Origin of the sequence: Pilibacter termitis (assembly GCF_900167335.1) — a bacterium.
In the GTDB taxonomy this organism is placed as follows: domain Bacteria; phylum Bacillota; class Bacilli; order Lactobacillales; family Streptococcaceae; genus Pilibacter; species Pilibacter termitis.
The window spans coordinates 1-17936 of the sequence record NZ_FUXI01000040.1 but is presented as its reverse complement, the minus strand read 5'-3'; the positions used below and the strand labels follow the sequence as shown (position 1 = coordinate 17936).

Annotated in this window: 15 protein-coding genes and 2 pseudogenes; 3 read left to right on the top strand and 14 right to left on the bottom strand. The window is 38.4% G+C overall.

The window, feature by feature from the left end; translation table 11 throughout:
- The first annotated feature begins 180 nt into the window (after positions 1-180).
- Positions 181-714: a nucleotidyltransferase domain-containing protein gene (locus tag B5D30_RS12235; RefSeq protein ID WP_200806739.1), complete on the top strand. Its 534-nt coding sequence runs from the start codon at positions 181-183 to the stop codon at positions 712-714.
- Positions 715-1005: 291 nt separating this feature from the next.
- Here B5D30_RS12235 and B5D30_RS14475 read toward each other — a convergent pair.
- From B5D30_RS14475 to B5D30_RS12220, 4 genes and pseudogenes are all read right to left on the bottom strand, one after another.
- Positions 1006-2570, bottom strand: a pseudogene (locus tag B5D30_RS14475) (recombinase family protein).
- The gene (locus B5D30_RS12225) at positions 2533-4284 is read right to left on the bottom strand and encodes a recombinase family protein (protein ID WP_078808355.1); all 1752 of its coding nucleotides are present in this window, start codon (positions 4282-4284) and stop codon (positions 2533-2535) included. Before B5D30_RS12225 ends, B5D30_RS14475 begins: the two are co-directional and overlap by 38 nt.
- A gap of 58 nt (positions 4285-4342) precedes the next feature.
- Positions 4343-4495 carry an SHOCT domain-containing protein gene (locus B5D30_RS13865; protein ID WP_159443326.1) on the bottom strand — a complete coding sequence of 51 codons (153 nt, stop codon included), beginning with the start codon at positions 4493-4495 and terminating at the stop codon, positions 4343-4345.
- The gene (locus B5D30_RS12220; protein ID WP_078808354.1) at positions 4485-4907 is read right to left on the bottom strand and encodes a hypothetical protein; all 423 of its coding nucleotides are present in this window, start codon (positions 4905-4907) and stop codon (positions 4485-4487) included. Before B5D30_RS12220 ends, B5D30_RS13865 begins: the two co-directional genes overlap by 11 nt.
- 358 nt (positions 4908-5265) lie before the next feature.
- Between B5D30_RS12220 and B5D30_RS12215 the strand changes: the two genes are divergently transcribed.
- Entirely contained in the window at positions 5266-6138 is an 873-nt protein-coding gene (locus tag B5D30_RS12215) for an Abi family protein (RefSeq protein WP_159443325.1), read from the top strand.
- 44 nt (positions 6139-6182) lie between these two features.
- Here the strand turns inward: B5D30_RS12215 and B5D30_RS12210 are convergent, their stop codons facing one another.
- The 7 genes from B5D30_RS12210 to B5D30_RS12185 form a co-directional block, all read right to left on the bottom strand.
- Entirely contained in the window at positions 6183-7091 is a 909-nt protein-coding gene (locus B5D30_RS12210; protein WP_078808352.1) for a peptidoglycan recognition protein family protein, read from the bottom strand.
- A 1-nt stretch (position 7092) separates the two neighbouring features.
- Positions 7093-7500 (bottom strand): phage holin family protein, encoded by a 408-nt coding sequence (locus B5D30_RS12205; protein ID WP_078808351.1) that lies wholly within the window; start codon positions 7498-7500, stop codon positions 7093-7095.
- Entirely contained in the window at positions 7497-7919 is a 423-nt protein-coding gene (locus tag B5D30_RS12200) for a DUF1617 family protein (protein WP_078808350.1), read from the bottom strand. The genes B5D30_RS12205 and B5D30_RS12200 overlap by 4 nt, the downstream gene beginning before the upstream one ends.
- Complete coding sequence (locus tag B5D30_RS14000) at positions 7906-8076, bottom strand: hypothetical protein (protein ID WP_200806738.1); 171 nt, start codon at positions 8074-8076, stop codon at positions 7906-7908. The genes B5D30_RS12200 and B5D30_RS14000 overlap by 14 nt, the downstream gene beginning before the upstream one ends.
- An 8-nt stretch (positions 8077-8084) precedes the next feature.
- The gene (locus B5D30_RS12195) at positions 8085-11984 is read right to left on the bottom strand and encodes a phage tail spike protein (protein WP_078808349.1); all 3900 of its coding nucleotides are present in this window, start codon (positions 11982-11984) and stop codon (positions 8085-8087) included.
- Positions 11981-12664 carry a phage tail protein gene (locus B5D30_RS12190; protein ID WP_078808348.1) on the bottom strand — a complete coding sequence of 228 codons (684 nt, stop codon included), beginning with the start codon at positions 12662-12664 and terminating at the stop codon, positions 11981-11983. The genes B5D30_RS12195 and B5D30_RS12190 overlap by 4 nt, the downstream gene beginning before the upstream one ends.
- A gap of 72 nt (positions 12665-12736) precedes the next feature.
- Positions 12737-13897, bottom strand: coding sequence for a DNA cytosine methyltransferase (locus tag B5D30_RS12185; protein ID WP_078808347.1), 1161 nt, complete (start codon positions 13895-13897; stop codon positions 12737-12739).
- Between the two features lie 32 nt (positions 13898-13929).
- On the opposite strand from B5D30_RS12185, the gene B5D30_RS12180 reads away from it, so the two are divergent.
- Complete coding sequence (locus tag B5D30_RS12180) at positions 13930-14976, top strand: hypothetical protein (protein WP_078808346.1); 1047 nt, start codon at positions 13930-13932, stop codon at positions 14974-14976.
- Positions 14977-15165: 189 nt separating this feature from the next.
- Here B5D30_RS12180 and B5D30_RS12175 read toward each other — a convergent pair whose 3' ends face one another.
- The 3 genes and pseudogenes from B5D30_RS12175 to B5D30_RS13860 form a co-directional block, all read right to left on the bottom strand.
- A complete protein-coding gene (locus tag B5D30_RS12175; protein WP_078808345.1) occupies positions 15166-16188 on the bottom strand; it encodes a DUF4238 domain-containing protein in 1023 nt (340 codons plus the stop codon).
- Positions 16189-16255: 67 nt separating this feature from the next.
- Positions 16256-17644 (bottom strand): phage tail protein, encoded by a 1389-nt coding sequence (locus B5D30_RS14145; RefSeq protein ID WP_234984673.1) that lies wholly within the window; start codon positions 17642-17644, stop codon positions 16256-16258.
- Positions 17645-17705: 61 nt separating this feature from the next.
- Positions 17706-17936: pseudogene (locus B5D30_RS13860) on the bottom strand (IS4 family transposase); the annotation flags it as partial.

The window sequence follows — 17936 nt, the reverse complement described above, 5'->3', positions numbered from 1 at the left end:
TCCCAAAAATTATCAAAGAGTATTTTGGTAGTTGATTGAGTGAGTTTTTCTTTGGTTAATGTTGGTGTAGCAAGGGGCGTAGGGTGGTTTGGGTGGTTCAAGTTATAGTTTTTTATTTGTCTAATTTATGGATTTTAGTTTAATATTGAAATTGAGAACAAGAAAGGGAATAAACGACCGATGACAAAAAGAGAGAATATGACTGCTAATGAGGTTTTAGCTTTATATCATTTATTCGAAGAACAAGGAATATCCGTATGGATTGACGGTGGCTGGGGTGTTGATGCATTGCTCGGCAAGCAGACACGTGAACACGCTGATTTAGACATTGCTGTTCACCGTAAGGATAATGACAGACTTCGACAATTGATTGAAAACTGTGGCTACAAAGCAGAAAAACGAATGGACTCTTCAGAGTTCATGTACGTTATGAGACACGCATATGGTCAAAGTATTGATATACACGTCTTTGAATATGACGAAAATGGAAAAAACACCTATGGCATTGAATATCCATTCGGCTCATTAACTGGGAAAGGGAAGATTGCAGGTCAGGAAGTAAACTGTATAGAGTCCTCATTTCTATTCCAATTCAAAACTGGATATGAGCCAAAAGAAAAAGATATTCACGACGTTCGGGCTTTATGTGAGAAATTCAGCTTTGAATTACCTAGCGAATACGCAATCAAAAATAATCCCCACAAATTCGAATGACTATGCTATGGAAATTTTCACAGTTGCAAGGGAAATAATCAAGTAGAGGTACGTACCATTCGGTATACGGCGGTTCTATTTACAACTCGTCGGTGATACAATGAGAAATTGAATTTTGAAACAGTTACAAATTGAGTAAGGCAATTTGTAAAAGTATTGTCGGTCTACTCTTACAAATTGGGTAGACAGTTTGTAATTGTGTAAAATTGGGTATAGAAAAAGCACTCAAACCAGCAATGCATTACGCATACTAGCTTGAGTGCTCCATTTATGTTATTACGCACCTATATTCTAAACTTCTATCTCACTCCCGTCCTTGAATCTTACAATCCGTTTCTCCCTTGAAACCTCAACCACTTCAATCAAACCAAGAAACAGTTCTTCATCAAATTTCTCGACAAAACCTACCTTGTCCAATTCTTTCAAGAACTGCTCCACTTCCATTCCTTTCGCTTGACGTTCAAACATCTGCTCCTTGACTTCTTCAAGCCTGGAGTTTGATTTATCGAATCTTGTAACCAAAGCATTATAGCGTTTCTCGTAGTCAGCTTGGTCAAGTACAATCCGTGCATTTTCATTCACGCAATCTTCAATTAAACTAGCGACTTCATTGATTTCATCTTCAAGTTTCCCTTGTTCGCTTTCAAGCTCGGTAGTTCCAAACAATATCTCGTTCATCTCGGAGTAGTTTCTCATAACTTCAACTTTCATCTCCACTAGCTGATTAGTAGCCGTGATGAACATTTCTTCAATCTCATCTTCTGTAAAATGTGTCGTCTGGCATTTGTCGTCATCGTACTTATGGTTGCACCGCCAGATGACACGGCGATATTTCGTATTACTGTGCCATACCTTACTGCCATAATAATTACCACAATCCATGCACTTGAGCTTACATGAGAAAACACTCGTTGACCTAATACGATTTTTCCTTTGGTTCTAAGTGCCAGTCGTTTCTGCACCAAATCAAATATTTCTGGTTCTATAATCGCCTCATGATTGTTCTTAACGTAGTATTGTGGAATTTCACCCTCATTCACTTTCTTCTCTTTAGTTAAAAAGTCTATTGTATAGGATTTCTACAATAAAGCGTCCCCTTTGTATTTTTCATTCGTTAGGATACTTTTGACACAAGCACTGCCCCAATTTTTCTTTCCTGCAGGTGTTGGTATGCCTTCTTTCGTTAATTCAGTGGCAATGGCATAAGGAGCTTTGCCTTTTAAGAACAAAGCATAAATCTTCTTCACTACTTTTGCTTGCTCTGGGTTCACCACCAAGTTTCTATCTGGACCCATGTCATAACCCAAGAATCGTTTGAATGGCACCGTAACCTTTCCATCTGCGAATCTTTTCCTTTGCCCCCAGACTACGTTTTCTGAAATGGAACGTGATTCTTCTTGAGCTAAGCTAGACATTATCGTGATGAGCAATTCTCCCTTGCTATCCAAAGTCCAAATATTTTCTTTTTCAAAATAAATCTCAACCCCTTTTTCCTTGAGCTGACGTACTGTGGTTAAGCTGTCCACCGTATTTCTGGCGAATCGACTTACTGATTTGGTGACAATCAAATCAATTTTTCCAGCCATGGCATCAGCTATCATATTTTGAAAACCGATACGTTTCGTGGTATTTGTCGCTGTGATGCCCTCATCTGAATACATTCCGGCAAACTCCCAATCTTCGCGACCTTTGATGTAGTTTGTGTAGTAATCAATTTGTGCCTCATAACTCGTCTGCTGTTCATCTTGCTCCGTTGATACACGTGCGTAGGCTGCAACACGTCGTTTTGTAATTTTATTTATCGGTGCTTGGGAGAACTTACTGATTGTTGCAGGTATCGTTGTTACTTTCTTCATGTTTCTTTCGCCACCATTCTTTCATCTTTTTACTTTGTGTTTTTTTCCTTGCCTCGCTCATTCTCTTCAAAGGTTTGAACGTTCTTTTTACTATATGTCCGTCTTTAAAATGAAAGCTCACTTCTGTGTCAATCGCACTGATTTTCGTCAGTTGCCTATCCATTTCTTTTTCATCAAATGCTTGTAAATCAAGCACTTCAGTCACCATTTCTCTGAGTAATTTATCCGTTATGGAATGCCTAAAGCCATCTGGTTTACAGACGCTCGCCAACTCTGAACAATGCCATTTTTGTTGTCTAGCCCCATCGCATAACTTAGTTGTCTGAATACGGTAATTCGCTCCACATCGACCACAAACTAAAAATCCTGTGAACTCATTCAAGCGACCATTCCAATCCGTGCTTTTTCTTCTTTGATTTCGTTTTTCCCACGAGCGTTTGCGTTCAGGTGTCCAGTAATCTTTTTTAATCATTGGCTGCCAAGTCTTTCGTACTACTTTGCCACCATAGAATTTGAAATCTAACACGCCTCTTTCAATTACCAGTATCTGTTCTATTTCTTTCAAAAATAGTTCTTCATCAAACGATGCTGTCCCCACTACTTCTGCACATAACGGTCTAAGAACGGATTCAGGAATGTCTGTGGCATTGCAGTATTTAACACCTTTCTCATTCTTAGTTCTACAAGTCCATTTGTAAATTGGCTCTGCACCTTTCGATGAATGTTGGGTTCTACGTCTGAAATTCTTTCCACAATAACAACATTTAATTTTGCTTGTGTAACAGCTGGTGTTTAAAGCCCAATTAGATGTTGAACCTTCTGCTTGTCGCCTAGCACGTTCCGCTTGAACTGCTTGAAAAGTTTCCATAGGAATAATCGGCTCATGATGATTTTCAACTAAGTATTGTGGCAGTTCACCCTTGTTTCGCTTACTTTTTTTTGAAATTGGATCAATCACATATTCCTTTTGCAATAAAAGACAACCCGTATAAGTAATATTCAGCAGAATGGAACGTACCGACTCTCCTTTAAATTCGCCACCTGTATAGCCTTTAATTCCTCGATTGGTTAACATCTTGGCTGTCTTTTCTGCAGAGATTTTTTTGAAATAATTCGCATAAATTTCTTGAACAATTTTTGCCTCCTCAGGCACTACAATCAACTCGTCCCCTTGCCAACGATAGCCATACAAATTTTGTTTTGAATTTGGCAATCCTTGTTTATAGCGTTTTTGAATGGTCCATTTGATGTTATTGGACATACTACGACTTTCTTCTTGGGCAAAGGATGCAAGAATGGAAAGCATCAATTCTCCATCACCACTGAGTGAATGAATATTCTCTTTTTCAAATCTTACTCCAACGCCAATGGCTCGTAGCTCTCGAACTGTTTCAAGTAAATCTACTGTATTTCTTGCAAACCTTGAAATAGACTTCGTCAAGATAATGTCGATTTTTCCATTCTTGGCATCTTCAATTAAACGTTGAAAGTCAGGACGTTTCTTAGCTGTTGTCCCTGAAATCCCTCCCTCCGAATAAACACCAACATATTCCCATTCAGGGTTCTTCTGGATGTAGGAACTGTAATAACTTACTTGAGCGGATAAGGAATGCATGGTTCTGCCCTTTTCAACAGAAACACGAGCATAGGCTGCTACACGTTTTCGTTTGGCAATTTTAGGAATCGTGGGTTCAATTTTTTGTATTATTTTCACGATTATTCTCCTCCTTTCACTCCTATATATCACTCTAAACGCCCTTTATATCAAGTCATCAGCCAAGTAATCTAGGAAGTATTGGTTGATATTTTTTAACCAAATATGCCTTTATTTTCTTGAACTCTGCATTTGAAATGAGGTGTTGCTCAAGCATTGATTTGGCAGGTGCAAGACTCATCAGATAAAGCATTTCTTTTTTATCGTTCATTTGTCACACCCCCAAATCTAAAAGCTATGTAGCATTCGTGACTACAAAATTTACGTGTAGAGTTCTTCCCAACCAAAAACGATTGCTTGCAATTGGGGCAAATTACTGATTTTCCTTTCGTGAGATTGACGGAACGGTGTTTCTTCCACCAATCGTTTCTACAATACTCGCTACAAAACACTTTTTTCTTCATCCCTTGTACTTGAGTGATTTTTTTACGGCAATTTCTGCAACCACCCTCCGTATGAGTTGGATTAGCTCTTGTGTCTACCATATGAGGAGTAGTTAGTTTATTCCGTTTACAATACGATTTGACCGCATCCACTGACTCACCTACTGCTGTGGCAATTCTTTTATAGCCAAGACCCTCCGCACGTAGTTTTTTGATTCGTTCTTTTGTTTTCTCTTCCATAAGATTCGACCTCCTTAAGTTTCAGGCAAAGAAAATCCGTGAAAATAATTCACTTGACGTGAATTTCTCTATCCCTCTGAGTTACAGGCGAACCAAAACGGTCAAAGTCAACCCTTGTGACGTTATTTCTTTTACCTTTCACCTATAAGCGATGAAGAGGAGGAAATCGAACCCAGAAAACGAAAAAAAAGACATCAAAGATGAAGTTACTCATCCTTGATGTCTAAAAAAATTATTCTTACCTATTCCAATTTCAAGTCAATTATGTTAAAATAATTTTAGGATAGAGAACACCTCACGCCTATCAACGATGCGTACCATGAGGTGTTCGTTTTTTTGTAAAGGAGACAAAAATATCATGGAAAAAACAATGAAACCCTTTAAGTCACACAAAGAACAAGTGCAAATATTAATAGAAAGAGGCTTGGAGATCCAGGATCAGGCATTCGCTGAATCAGTGTTATCTAACCTGAATTACTATATGCTTTCTGGTTATTTGTATCCTTTTAAGAATCGTTCAACAGAAAGATTTTCCGCTGATGTTACTTTCGAAGAAATATTAAATCTCTACTATTTCGATGCTGAAATGCGTTCAGCACTTCTATTTGCTGTTAACCATATCGAGCAAAGATTGAAGTCAGTCATAGCATACAATATTGCGGAAGAATACCCTGACAATCCTTTGATTTATGAGAATAAAAATTTCTTCAAAAATCAAAATGAACACGAAAAGTTCATAACATCATTTAATGCATTCGTGCAACATAATTCTACAATACCTTTTGTTGAACATCATATAAAAAACTATGGAGGACACTTCCCGATTTGGGTGGCATCAGAGTTGTTCACGCTTGGTAATATAAAATTCTTATATCGCAATTTACCAAATAAGCTTAGACGAAAAGTTAGCTCAACATTTGATATATCTCCAGATGTTTTAGATTCTTGGATTGATAACTTACGTATAACGCGAAATATGTTAGCCCACGATCGCAAACTCTATCAAACAACTTGGAGCAAAACTCCAAAACTTCCGAAAAAATATAGACCAGAAAAGCCATTAGGGAACAAACTTTTTCCACAAATTTATCTGATGAAATTAATGTTTCCTTCAACTACACTATGGTCATTAGCATTTAAAAAAATCGGGACTGTACTAATTGATTATAACTCTAAGATTAAGTTGAAAGATTTGGGTTTTCCCTCTAACTGGCAAGAATTACTTCAATAACATCAATGGACGACACTCATACAAATGGTGTCGTCTTTCTTTTCTTAACTTATATAAATATAATCGTCTTTCTCCACTTTCCCTGTGTTCTTCCCAACAGCACAATACCCAATCGGACATCTTGCCCAGACCCAACCCTCTGCGATAATAAGTTGTTCTGATTTCGGCAATGTCCATGTTGCGCCTTTGTTATAAGTTCCAACAATTGTGCCATTCAAACTCGGTTTGTTTCGAACGTTTAGCCCATTGACTTGTACGGTTAGTCGCTTGACTATTGGGGTAGCGTTTGATGAATAAACTTTATTCCCTTTTTCATCAAAGACAGAATATCCAGTATTGCTGTCGGCACATTTCTTGGCGTTGGTTAAATCTTTGAATGCTCCTTTTTGCGATTTGACATCTGCCCAAGACTTACGCACTCGGTAAAGGATACTTGTCGTTGGTGTATTCGGCTTGGAAGTGCCATTGTTGATCGCATTTGCCTTATCGCAAATTTCTCCGAGTTTACTCATTAGTTTCCCTGGACAACTCGTGGAAGAAAAATATTGATGTGGGAACACATTTTTATAAGGTGCTAAAACACCTAAGCCATATCGTTTGCCAATATCTGCGACCAATTTCGCACAAGCATCAATGGTTGCTTGATTGATATTCCAGTCTGGCTCTCCTGTGCTATTACTGTTTTCAATACCGATACTCGTGATATTTGCGTTCCAGTTCCCAGCGTGCCATGCAGTATTGTTTTCGTCCACGTAGGCACGGATTTCGCCATTTTTCCCAATGCCATAGTGAGCACTAGCCTCACGTGTTTGCCAAATGTTTGGCACAATATCATAATTCGTGCCTGCCATGTGATGAATGACGATTTTGTCTACTTTCGCCCCACTTCTGCCAGTCGAGAAATGTGGGAAGTTCTGAAAACCGTATTTTGTTGCGAGTGTACTGATACCCATGTTATTTGTCCTCCTTATGTTTTGTGATTTGTTCTAATACGTCTTTTAGTTTCTCAGGGATTGGTAGTCCGATTTTCACTGCATTTTCGATAATTGAAATGCCCTCGTTTGAAATGTAAAAGAAAATGACCGCGTCACGTAAGACGTTGCCATTTCCGATTATCTCCACATCCAACATATGGGCAATGCCAACAAGCAAGAAAATCATCACTTTTTTGGTAATGCCAATTGAACCGATTTGGCTGGAAAGTTTTTTCTCTGTGATCGCTCGCAAGACTCCAGTGAGGTAGTCTACTATCACAAAAGCAAGTAAGGTAAAAAGTGAGCCGTCCACTCCACCTAAAAACCAACCTAAAAATCCTCCAATCGTCATCAAACCTACCTGTGTCCAATTCCATGTTTCTTTCATTTGAGTTCCTCCGTTTCTTTCTCTAGCTCGTCCATAATCAAATCCAACATTTCTGCCTCTGTTCCTGAAACGCTCATCTCACTTGTTTCAAATGCCTCAAGTAAAGTGGGGAAATGTTCCTTTATTTCTGCCACATTGATAGAATTTTTCTCCTCCAATAAAATGGCTTTTTCTTGATGGTATTCTTCCGCTGTTTCTTTGAGTAAAGAAAAAGAACCGTCATGTTGTATGAGGTTCCCGTTTTCATCTTTCTTACCATATTTCTCCAAGAGTTCCAGTTCATCTTTGTAGAGGGCATCAATCTTATGTTGGATTAATTTTGCGAGTTTTGTGCGTACTCGACTTGCTTTTGGTCGTAATGTCACCGTTTGTAAAAACTGCAACACTGGCACCAATTCTTCATTTTTAAATGTCATCATGTGCGATTTTCTCCTTTATCTCACCTACTTGTACACATAAATCATCCACAACCAAAATCAATAATTCCACCATGTCGGTGTCAATGGTTTTGGGTGTTTCTACTTCTGTCAATTGTTGTTGTGTTTCAAGTGGCTCACTGTAATTGATTCTTTCCATATTGCCTCCTAAGAATAAGTCGTCATACTGTTAAATGTAATGGGACTGTACCAACTTGTCACGACCCCACTACTGTTAATGGCAGACGGTAAAGCGATGGTTTTTCCTGCCAACTTCTGACAAATTGAGCGAATAATCCCAAAATCAACCCATATCCCGTCATCACAGACCATTAAATTACTACTCGCAAACGCAATGCCTGCCCCGCCTTGAATAGACGTAATCGCCATATGATAAACCGAGTCAAAACCAATTCTGGCAAGTTTTGCCCGATTCGTACCAGCTGTCGTCACAATCCCAAATTCTTTATTCAGATAGACGTTATCGTCAAAAGAAAAGCCTCTTGGCTGAGTCGTTGAAAGACTACTTGCATACCATGTCAACTGTTGAGTATAAGTGCTGGCACTAGAAGTTTCTTTATGTGCCCACGACATATATTCCGTTCCGTAATCCAAATCAAACACCAACCCTCGCCAATCGCTATGCCCACTGATATTGTTCGCACCAATCCGACCAACGGTTGTACCGTCTCGGCGAATGGTCATCCCTTGGGAATTAATTTCCGTCACCAAGGTATCTCCTGAATAATAGCCAATCGTTGTGCCTGTAATTCGGATAGAGCTGCTTGCCGTAATGGCTGTGAGGATATTGGCAGAAAGTTTATCTGCGGTAATAGAATTCGCTGCGATTCTTGCAGCACTCAAATAACCTGTCGTAATCTTCCCCGCATCTAAGCTTGCAATTTTGGCACTTGAAATAGTCGCATCTGCGATTTTCGCATTGGTTACAGACAAGTCTTTCATCATTGCGGTCGTAATAACTGCTGAGTCAATGGTAGTTTGACCTGTGATATGGATTTTATTTCCTGCAATCAAAATACTTTCAGGCGATACATTGATTTGATTGATGATTTCACCTTTTGCGACACGCAGGTTAATCAAGTCTTTAGTCATCAAAAGCGAAGAATAAAGACTATTTACCTTGGTGTAGTCCACTCTTGTTGTCGCAAGATACACGTTCCCTTGAAAGTTATCAGGCGAAAGCGTGGTCGTTGTTCGCACTCGCATTTTTACTGCATTGCTTGGCACCGTAACACTTGCACTCGAATTGGTATAACTGATTTGATACAACGTATGTTCATCTTCTGGATTGAGTAAAAATGGACTGGTGGTTGCGTTGTAAATTCCTGCATAGTTCTCATTTTTGATAGAGAAAAATGCAAGGTACACATTCTCTGTGATGTTCGCTCTTTGTTGTTCAGTCAGAACCCATGTATGAATGGTATTGGAGGTGGCAGTGACCGTTGCGATTTGTTCCCAAGATTCTCCTGTATACAGCCAAACGGTATTATCAGACGTGTCCTTTCGTCCATTCCATGTCAGGACATTTGGTGCTGTTTTTCCGTCAAGGGGGAGTTTGTAAATTGTCAAATAATCCCCGGAATTTGAATAGTGATTACTGGTTGGTGTGGCAGTGATTGTCAAACTTTCTACATTTTTTAACTGGAGATAACTGGCAATCGTATCGTTCGTATAATTGCCAATTGTCAATGTTTCCACGTATTGGTTTGCACTTGGAACAAAGTCAATGTATGGGGTTGAGTAGCCGTAATAATGGTAAGCGATAGTAATCGCAGTGCCGTCTGGCATTTGCCCAATATATTTTTCGTTTGGTGCCACATCAATAAAGGTCGATCGCAAAGAATTACTCGCAGAAATTTCTGTTCCGTCCGTGGTACTTAAACTTCCTTGTTGCCAAGTTTTTACTTGAAAAGGTGTGCCAATTGCCGTTTTTGTTTCGGAAACAGAAAGCATAAGAGCATCTGCTGTGGCAGTTAATTTCGCAACATTGCTCAAACTACTTAAATCCGTATAGCCGTTCTCTTTGTCTGTTTGAAGTAAGTAACAGTCAACTGTACTTGGTGCGTTTGTGGTTGTAACTCTTATTCTCAAGTACTTCGCATCCGTTGGCACTGTAAAAGGAATTGTCGTATTCCCAAAAGATGAGTAGCTCAAGAATGTTTTATCTGCTCGGTAGTAAAAGAGATACAGCGTGCCATAAGTGGCATATAATCTTTTACCGTTAAAACTTTGAAGGAGATATTTCTCCCCCTCTTTGACATCAAAGTAATCACTTCTCACGTAACTTGAACTCGTTGATTCTACACCGTTGCTTGTGTTCAGATTTCCTTGTTGCCATGTGGATTGGAGAATGTTTGCACCTGTTAAATCGTTGATTGCCTTGTTTTGTTTGCTTAAACTCAGATTAAAAGTTTCTGCATTTTGTGTAATCGCACTTTCTGCCGTAGTGACTCTCCCTGTCAAGGTATCTACGCTACTTTGATTCGCTTTGCTTGCAATTTGTCCTGCCTGAACAGTTAAACTTGACTCGGCAGTTGTCACTCGGTTTCCTAAATTCGTCATGCCACTTGCGACCAATGCAATTTGTGAGCTATTTTGCGTGACGGTGGTTTCTAAGGTCTCAACCGTTTGATTGGTTTCGAGGGTTTGATTGAGTGCCGTTAGCACATTCTCATAGGCTGTGTTGGCATTTTCAAGGGCTGTTGTCGATTCTTGTTTTGCTTGTTCTACTGCTTGTTTCACTTCTTCTTGTGTCAAATCGGTCATAAGTGGAAACCATTGCGTAATTCCCTCCCTTGTCTCATACACCCACATTTCTAGCTTGTCGCCATTTTCTTTGTACCAAACGTCACCTAGCTTGGGGTTATTAGGGGTTGATGTCCCGTAAAAGTTGGTGTTCTTTCCGTTGGCAGCCGTCAATGCGTAGTTCGCATCATCTTGAACTTGTGTGACTTTGGTATCGACACGTTTGATCACTTTGGCAATATCAGTAAACTTGGGCAAGATATTCCCTAAAGTAACTGAAATGTACGCTTGAAGAATCGGGTCATAAGTGTAGCTCATGACTCGAGCGGTAACGTTCAAACCGTCCTCCTCGTGAATCACTGATACAGTGTCACCTAGACTGACTGTTTCAAGTGCTGAAAAATGTTTGTATTCCTCTGTTTTCTCAAGAGGAGCAAAGGTCACTTCATAGGTTGCATTCGGCTTGTCTAAGTTGTTTTGAGAAAACTCGAGGTTTGCAAGTTCCCTCAACTTGGCATAAGCAAGTTCTTTTGTCGCAAATTCTCCCTCATCATTACCGACTTTTACCTTGTCGTATTTGATGACTTTGATTTTTGGAGAAACATAGCTGTTTATCAACGGACTGTCCACGTATTTTTCAGGTAAGAACAAGCCGTCATAACCTTCTGGCATGATTCTAGTGACCACGCTTGAGTAATCCAAATCGGATTGGTAGCCCGTCAGATTTTTCTTATCTCGAATTTGGACACCATTGTTTGCCCCACGACTTGAAAGCATGGCAATCGAAAAATTATCACGGACAATTTCTCCTTCATAACGAGTTTGAAAACCATTCTCTAAATCACTATCCAGTAAGATTTCAACGGGATTCAATCGCACCAAACGAACATTGTTTACCGTTGAGATGTTGGACGTACCAGTAAAAGAATGGGCATATTGCGTAGCCCCTAAAAGTTGAGAGAGTGCTTGTGTGCCATTTTTATTGACGATAAAAGTATCCTCAATGATATTTTTCGCGAGGTCATAGAAAATGTGATGTGCAACGATATGGAGTAGTCCGCCCAAAACATCACTTCGTTCCACGATTCGAAAAAGTTGTGGGTTCATGTTGGGCACAGGTACTTTCACAAGCATTTCTGGCAATAATTTTTCACTATCTTTCGCATGAATTGGAAAATCAAATGCCAAAGAAAAAAGCCCATTGAGTTCTTCGTGAACCACTGGGCTTATCACATTATTATCAAGCACTGCCAAACCATTGTGAGTGAAATTCGTTTCTGTTTTGTCGTAAAGAATCATCATAAATACCGCCACCTCGCCTCTATTTCTACTTTTGTAATGCCTGTGCCAAGAGTTACTTGATTGGTCGTTGGGGTCAATATTGGAAAATCACCTGTCATATTTTGGTTTTGTGCAACATTGCCGTAGTAACATTCTTTGAGTTCACTATCTAAAATTAAATGACCATTCAAGATGTTTAGTACGATTGGTTTTCCGTTGATTGTAAGCGTTCGACTCCCTGTGCCATAAACAGTGATTTTCGGTTGAGAATAAATATTGCCATACCCCTGAACTGTTCCAGAACTTGTCCGATTGATGTTCGACACGTTGTTCAAATATCGAAAGGGTGCACATCTAATTTCTAGTTCAAACTCCCAAAGATTGCTTAACAGATGTGTAAGCCCACTTGTTTTTACGTGTTTGATTTTGTAGTAGACGGTGTTATCTGTACTCAGTGTGATAGTTTCTGCCGTTTGAAAAATGGATAAAACTTCTCCCCACTCCATTTTATTAGACAATGCGGCACGGAAAGTAATCGTGATGTCCTCCCAACCTTTAAGCAATGTCAAAGAACCTTCTCGACCGTCAACTTCAATCGTATCAATAATACGTTGTGTTGTTGGGAGGATTGGGGGAGATGTGATTCTTATCCCTAGGTCTGTATAAGAATCTATGTTGTTGTTGAGTATGAATTTTTTCAAGTTGCACCTCCTTTTGGGTATGAAAAAACCAACAAATCTTTTAAATTTAGATTTATTGGCTTTTTTTCTCTATTATTTTGTAGCAACAAGTTCATGCTCGTTAACTTTTTTGAATTCGATTTGGTCCAACTGTTGTAAAGTGAAAAACACGCTACGTGCTATGTGCCAAGCCATTACTGGAGGAACAGCGTTCCCTACAGCTTTGTATGCCGAAGATGCACTTGTAACAAAATTAAATGAGTCAGGGAATGACTGCAAACGAGCACATTCTCGAACACTTAGTCTACGCCAACCGCTCATATCTGTTTCATCTTCTACTGTCGTACGATAATGAGCTTCAATATTCCCATGATGTTCGGCTCGAATAGTTGGTGCAGGCCGATTTTCAGATATTCTATTATTACCTTGCATTTTCTTGCCTGGATAAAATTTTGCTCTTGAAATATCTTTCAGTGTATGATTAGGGATATTAGGATTATTAACTTTATCCCACAAATCATCAATTCCGTCTTTTGAAGTTCTCCAAACTCGGCCAGTTAATTCGCCGGTTTCATCAAAAAGTTGTTGTGGGTAGAATTCATTATCTACACCACCCAAGTCCTTGCGAATCCCCATGATGATAACACGTCTTCTCATCTGTGGAACACCATAATCCGCTGCGGTTAACACTCGATATTGCACATCATATCCATGCTCTTCAAAGTCATCAAGAATAACGCTCAATGCTGACTTATCAACGTTTTCACCTTCTACATTTTTTTTAGAATTGCGAATTCCATCTACATTTTCAGCAATAAACATCTTCGGTTTATAATGGTCGATTACTCTAATCATTTGAAGATAGAGCTGACCTCGCTCATCACTTAATCCTGCTCTTTTTCCAGAGTATGAAAATGTTTGGCAGGGAAATCCTCCTAGTATGATATCTACATCAATATCAGGCATGTCTTTTTTCATATCTAAATCCGCAATGCTTCGACGCTCAACTTTATGTTCAAAGTTTGCTTCATAGACATCCGCTGCTTGTTGAAAAATATCATTGGCGAAAACAAGATTGAATGGGTTCTTGTCATATTCTTCTCCGAGATACTCAAAACCTCCTCGGAACCCAAGATCCATACCTCCAGCACCTGAGAATAAGCTGACAACATTCAAGGGTTTAGTCGCCTCATCAACCTCTATTTTTTTTGTATCGACCGTGTTATAATTAAGGTTAAAGTAACTACTTGGCATAAAATCAATCCTTTCCTAATGGAGGTAATAAAATGAACATATTTGAAGTACTGAACTTGTTTAAATCTAAAATCGAAGACTTGAATCCCATTGATAAGAAATATCTTATCAGTAAAGGGAATCAAAATGGTTTTGAAGACCTTGTACCAGAAATCGCAGAAATAATTAAAAACGAAATCTCCGACCCTACTATTTTTGATTATAAGGTCCACTTAGGTCACCACTTCCCTGACATGGATCTCATCGTAAATGGTGACTGTTTCGGCCTCGAATTGAAAAGTCGGAATAATGGTTCCTGGGATACTAACGGCAACTCCGTATTTGAGAGCATCACTGACGAAGATTACGAAGATATCTTTTTGCTATTCGGTAGCAAAGAGTCTGGAAAAGACCATCTCCTTGTTAGATTTGACTATTACTGGAAAGTTACTTCAGCAATCAACGTTACACATAGTCCACGATTTAAAATCAATATGGATACAAATGAGAGCGTGTTTAAGGACGCTAAAGAATATTACCAACTTCGTGATAAAACCGAGGCGGAGAAAGTTTCCTTTTTGCAAAATTACCTTAAAGAACATACAACAGGCACAAAATGGTTTGTTCCACAAGATTCTTCTTCCGAATCGATCAAGCCAACTTCACTAAATCTATTACCTCAAAATATTCAAAATCAGGTAAAAGCCGAAGCGCTCGTGTTGTTCCCACAGGATTTAATCACATCTAAGAGGGCAAACTACGCTCGTGCTCACGAATTCATCATCTCAAATCATTTTTACTACAGTAGCTCATTTAGAGACTTCTTTTCTGCTGGTGGAAAATGGGAACGAAATAATGTCGAATTTCCTCAAAGTGTTGGTACCTTCCATAGTTTAAGTTCAGAAATCAGATATATACTCAATAACTCAAATTCAGAGTTCCAAAAAATTGCTTATGAAAGCTGGAATACTCTAGAGCTACCTTTGAACAAAACCTCATTCTTTGATGATTATTGTAAAGTCGTTGATTTGATAGGTAGAGTTAACTTTTACCCTGAACTTCAGAAATCAAGAATTCAAAAGCTATCTAATCTACTTTAATCATCTTAGGCTCATTATACCATAAAGTTCGATGACGCGGTAAAAACCGCGCCATCTTTTTTTACATCGCTTCTATGCTTTTATGTTTTTATGATAAATTAATAAGACATTTCTTCAAAAGCTTTTGGGATTTGTCTTCAATCTGTACTTTTAAACTATAAAAGGCCTTATTTATCGTAAATTACTTAATTAACTGATAGAAATTTTACTAATAGAATTTTTGAAATCAGGGTAAGATGCTATATTGGCTTTTGCAAACTCAAAGGAATCTTCATTCGAAAAAACAAATCTAGAACAGTCATAAAGTTGATGAAGATTCATGAGTTTCACTTGTTCTTCATTAGCAAGAATAATATACCTTCTATCTAAAAATTCGATACCATTCTGTTCATGCTTTTCTTTTCCTATCTCTTCTATGAGAGAAGTTTTTTCGTACATAGCCAACATTATCTTTGGGCCCAGTGGAAATAGTATTTCAACACCTTCCGCTGCTATTCCTTTGCTTCCTTTCATTGCATTTAAGGAAATAGCCACATCTGATGTCCAAAATGGTATCTTTGTCTCATTAATATATATAATCCAAATATGATTACTAACTAATTGAGCAATTTCTACTAATGTTTCCTTATTCAATAACACATTTTCATGATGTAACTTTTCAGATTCCTTGTCCAAATCAAGACTCAAACCATCTATTCCAAAAAATTTACTACCAATTGCGTGGATGGAATCCGAAAGTGCTCTAGATAGGGTCTCCCTAATTCTTTTAGTTCTACTGAACTGTATCGCAACATAATGAGAAATAGTAGTTTTTTCAGAATCGCTCATACAATAACAGTTTTTAAAGTACCATTGGTTCTCCTTTGCTTTTTTTGCTTTTCTTGTAATTGACTCTAAAATAGGTGCCATATTCGCTTCAACTTTAGATAACCATTTTTCCATGTACTGTTGTTGAATCAATTCAATATCATCTTTGTTATTTTCTATGAGTTTATTCAATTCTTCCTTTTTTTCTCCATCAGAAGCATTGAAGATTTTGTTCAAATCATGATCATAGAAATAGTTTTCTGAGGCAACATTATTTATCGCTTGCTGTCTTGATATAGATTCTTTTTTATCAAATGCATATATTTTTCCATGATTATCTTCTATTTCAAATTTTCTTAAATAAAATTGTGGAACATAGTGTTGTTTTTTTGTTTTACTAGTCAAATTTACTACACCTCACTATAGATAATATCCATATAATAACATATTTTTTATTAGAATTATTGAATTACTACACCATATTTCTTCTTTTCAAAATCGCCAAATTCTTATCTATCGCAGGTGTTAACTTGCCAACTAATGTACCGTCATCAAGGACTATCTTCATATCCAAAGCTTGCAACAATTGAGGAAACATTTGAGAAAGATTGTCTACTTTTTGAATTAGGTCGGCAAGTGAGAATTGACTATCACTTGCTGTATGAATCCCTGTTTGAATCTCAAAATTCGGCACGTCAAACTCTGTCGGAATGGCATTTTGCATTTCTTTAGAAATCCCCTCCATTTCACGTCCAAATCCAACACCAATCCCTAGTGCCATATTCTTCCCTATTTCATCTCGGAATAATGTTGAGGGCGAGTGAATCCCAAAGAAATCTTTGATGCTATCTACTACCCCACCAAAGAACCCTGAGATTTTGTTACTCAGCCATGCACCTGCATCACGAATCCCACCCCACAAACCACTGATTAAATTAAATCCAATATTACCCATGGTTGAAATATAGTTCCCAAATGCTGTATTCAATCCGTCAATAATTTGTGGTACGGCTTGTGCAATGGCAGAAATAATCTGTGGCAGATTTTGAACCAATGCCACTAATAATTGAACGCCTGCATTGATAATCTGCGGAATATTGTTCACTAATGTACCCACAATTCCATTGATAATTTGTGGCATGGCATTCGCAATGGTTGTGATAATGGTTGGCAATGCACCAATTAGGGCAACCAACAATTGGATTCCTGCTTGAGTCAATTGAGGGATCGCACCAATCACTGCGTTGATTACATTTTGAATGATGATTGGAATTGCTTTGACAATCGCATCAATGATCGTTGGTAATGCACCGACCAAAGCAGTTAAAAGTTGGATTCCCGTTTGGATAATAGTCGGAATGGCTCCGATTAAGAAATTCACTAAACTCGTAATGATTTGTGGCAAAGATTCAATGAGTATCGGTAGAGCTGTAATCAATCCTTGAGCGAGTCCCATAATCAATTGTAAAGCTGCATCTAAAATCAACGGCAAATTTTCAATCAAACTTTGAACAATCGTAACAATTGCTTGAATCGTTGCTGGAATTAACTGTGGTAATGCCTCGCCAATTCCTTGAACAAGCGTTGTGACCAGTTGTACTGCTGCCTTGACTATCATTGGGAGGTTTTCAATCAACGTCTGAACAATCGTGAGTAATGCTTGAACGACTACTGGAATGAGTTCAGGCAATAATTCCAATAAAGTAGTCAACACTTGTGAGAAGAGTGATGTTACTGCTTTAAGTAAAGTGGGCAACAATTCTCCGATTGCCTTGATAATCGCATCAATGGCAGTTGGTAAGGCTTTGACGATGTTTTCGATAACAGGTACGATATTCTTTATTACTATAACTTGAATCACCCAAACCACCCTACGCCCCTTGCTACACCAACATTAACCAAAGAAAAACTCACTCAATCAACTACCAAAATACTCTTTGATAATTTTTGGGAAGTTGGCTGAGAAATTCACTGATGATGTTATTTAATGTTTCGTCATCTAAAACCAATTCATCGGCAGATATTTTTTTGAACAGTTCGATGAGTTGCTTGAACGCCACTACAAAAGAGAGGTCAGATAATTCATCGACCATCAAATAAAACAAGTCGCCAATGGAACGGTTGTCTATTTCTTCCCGTTGTTTTAGTGCAAG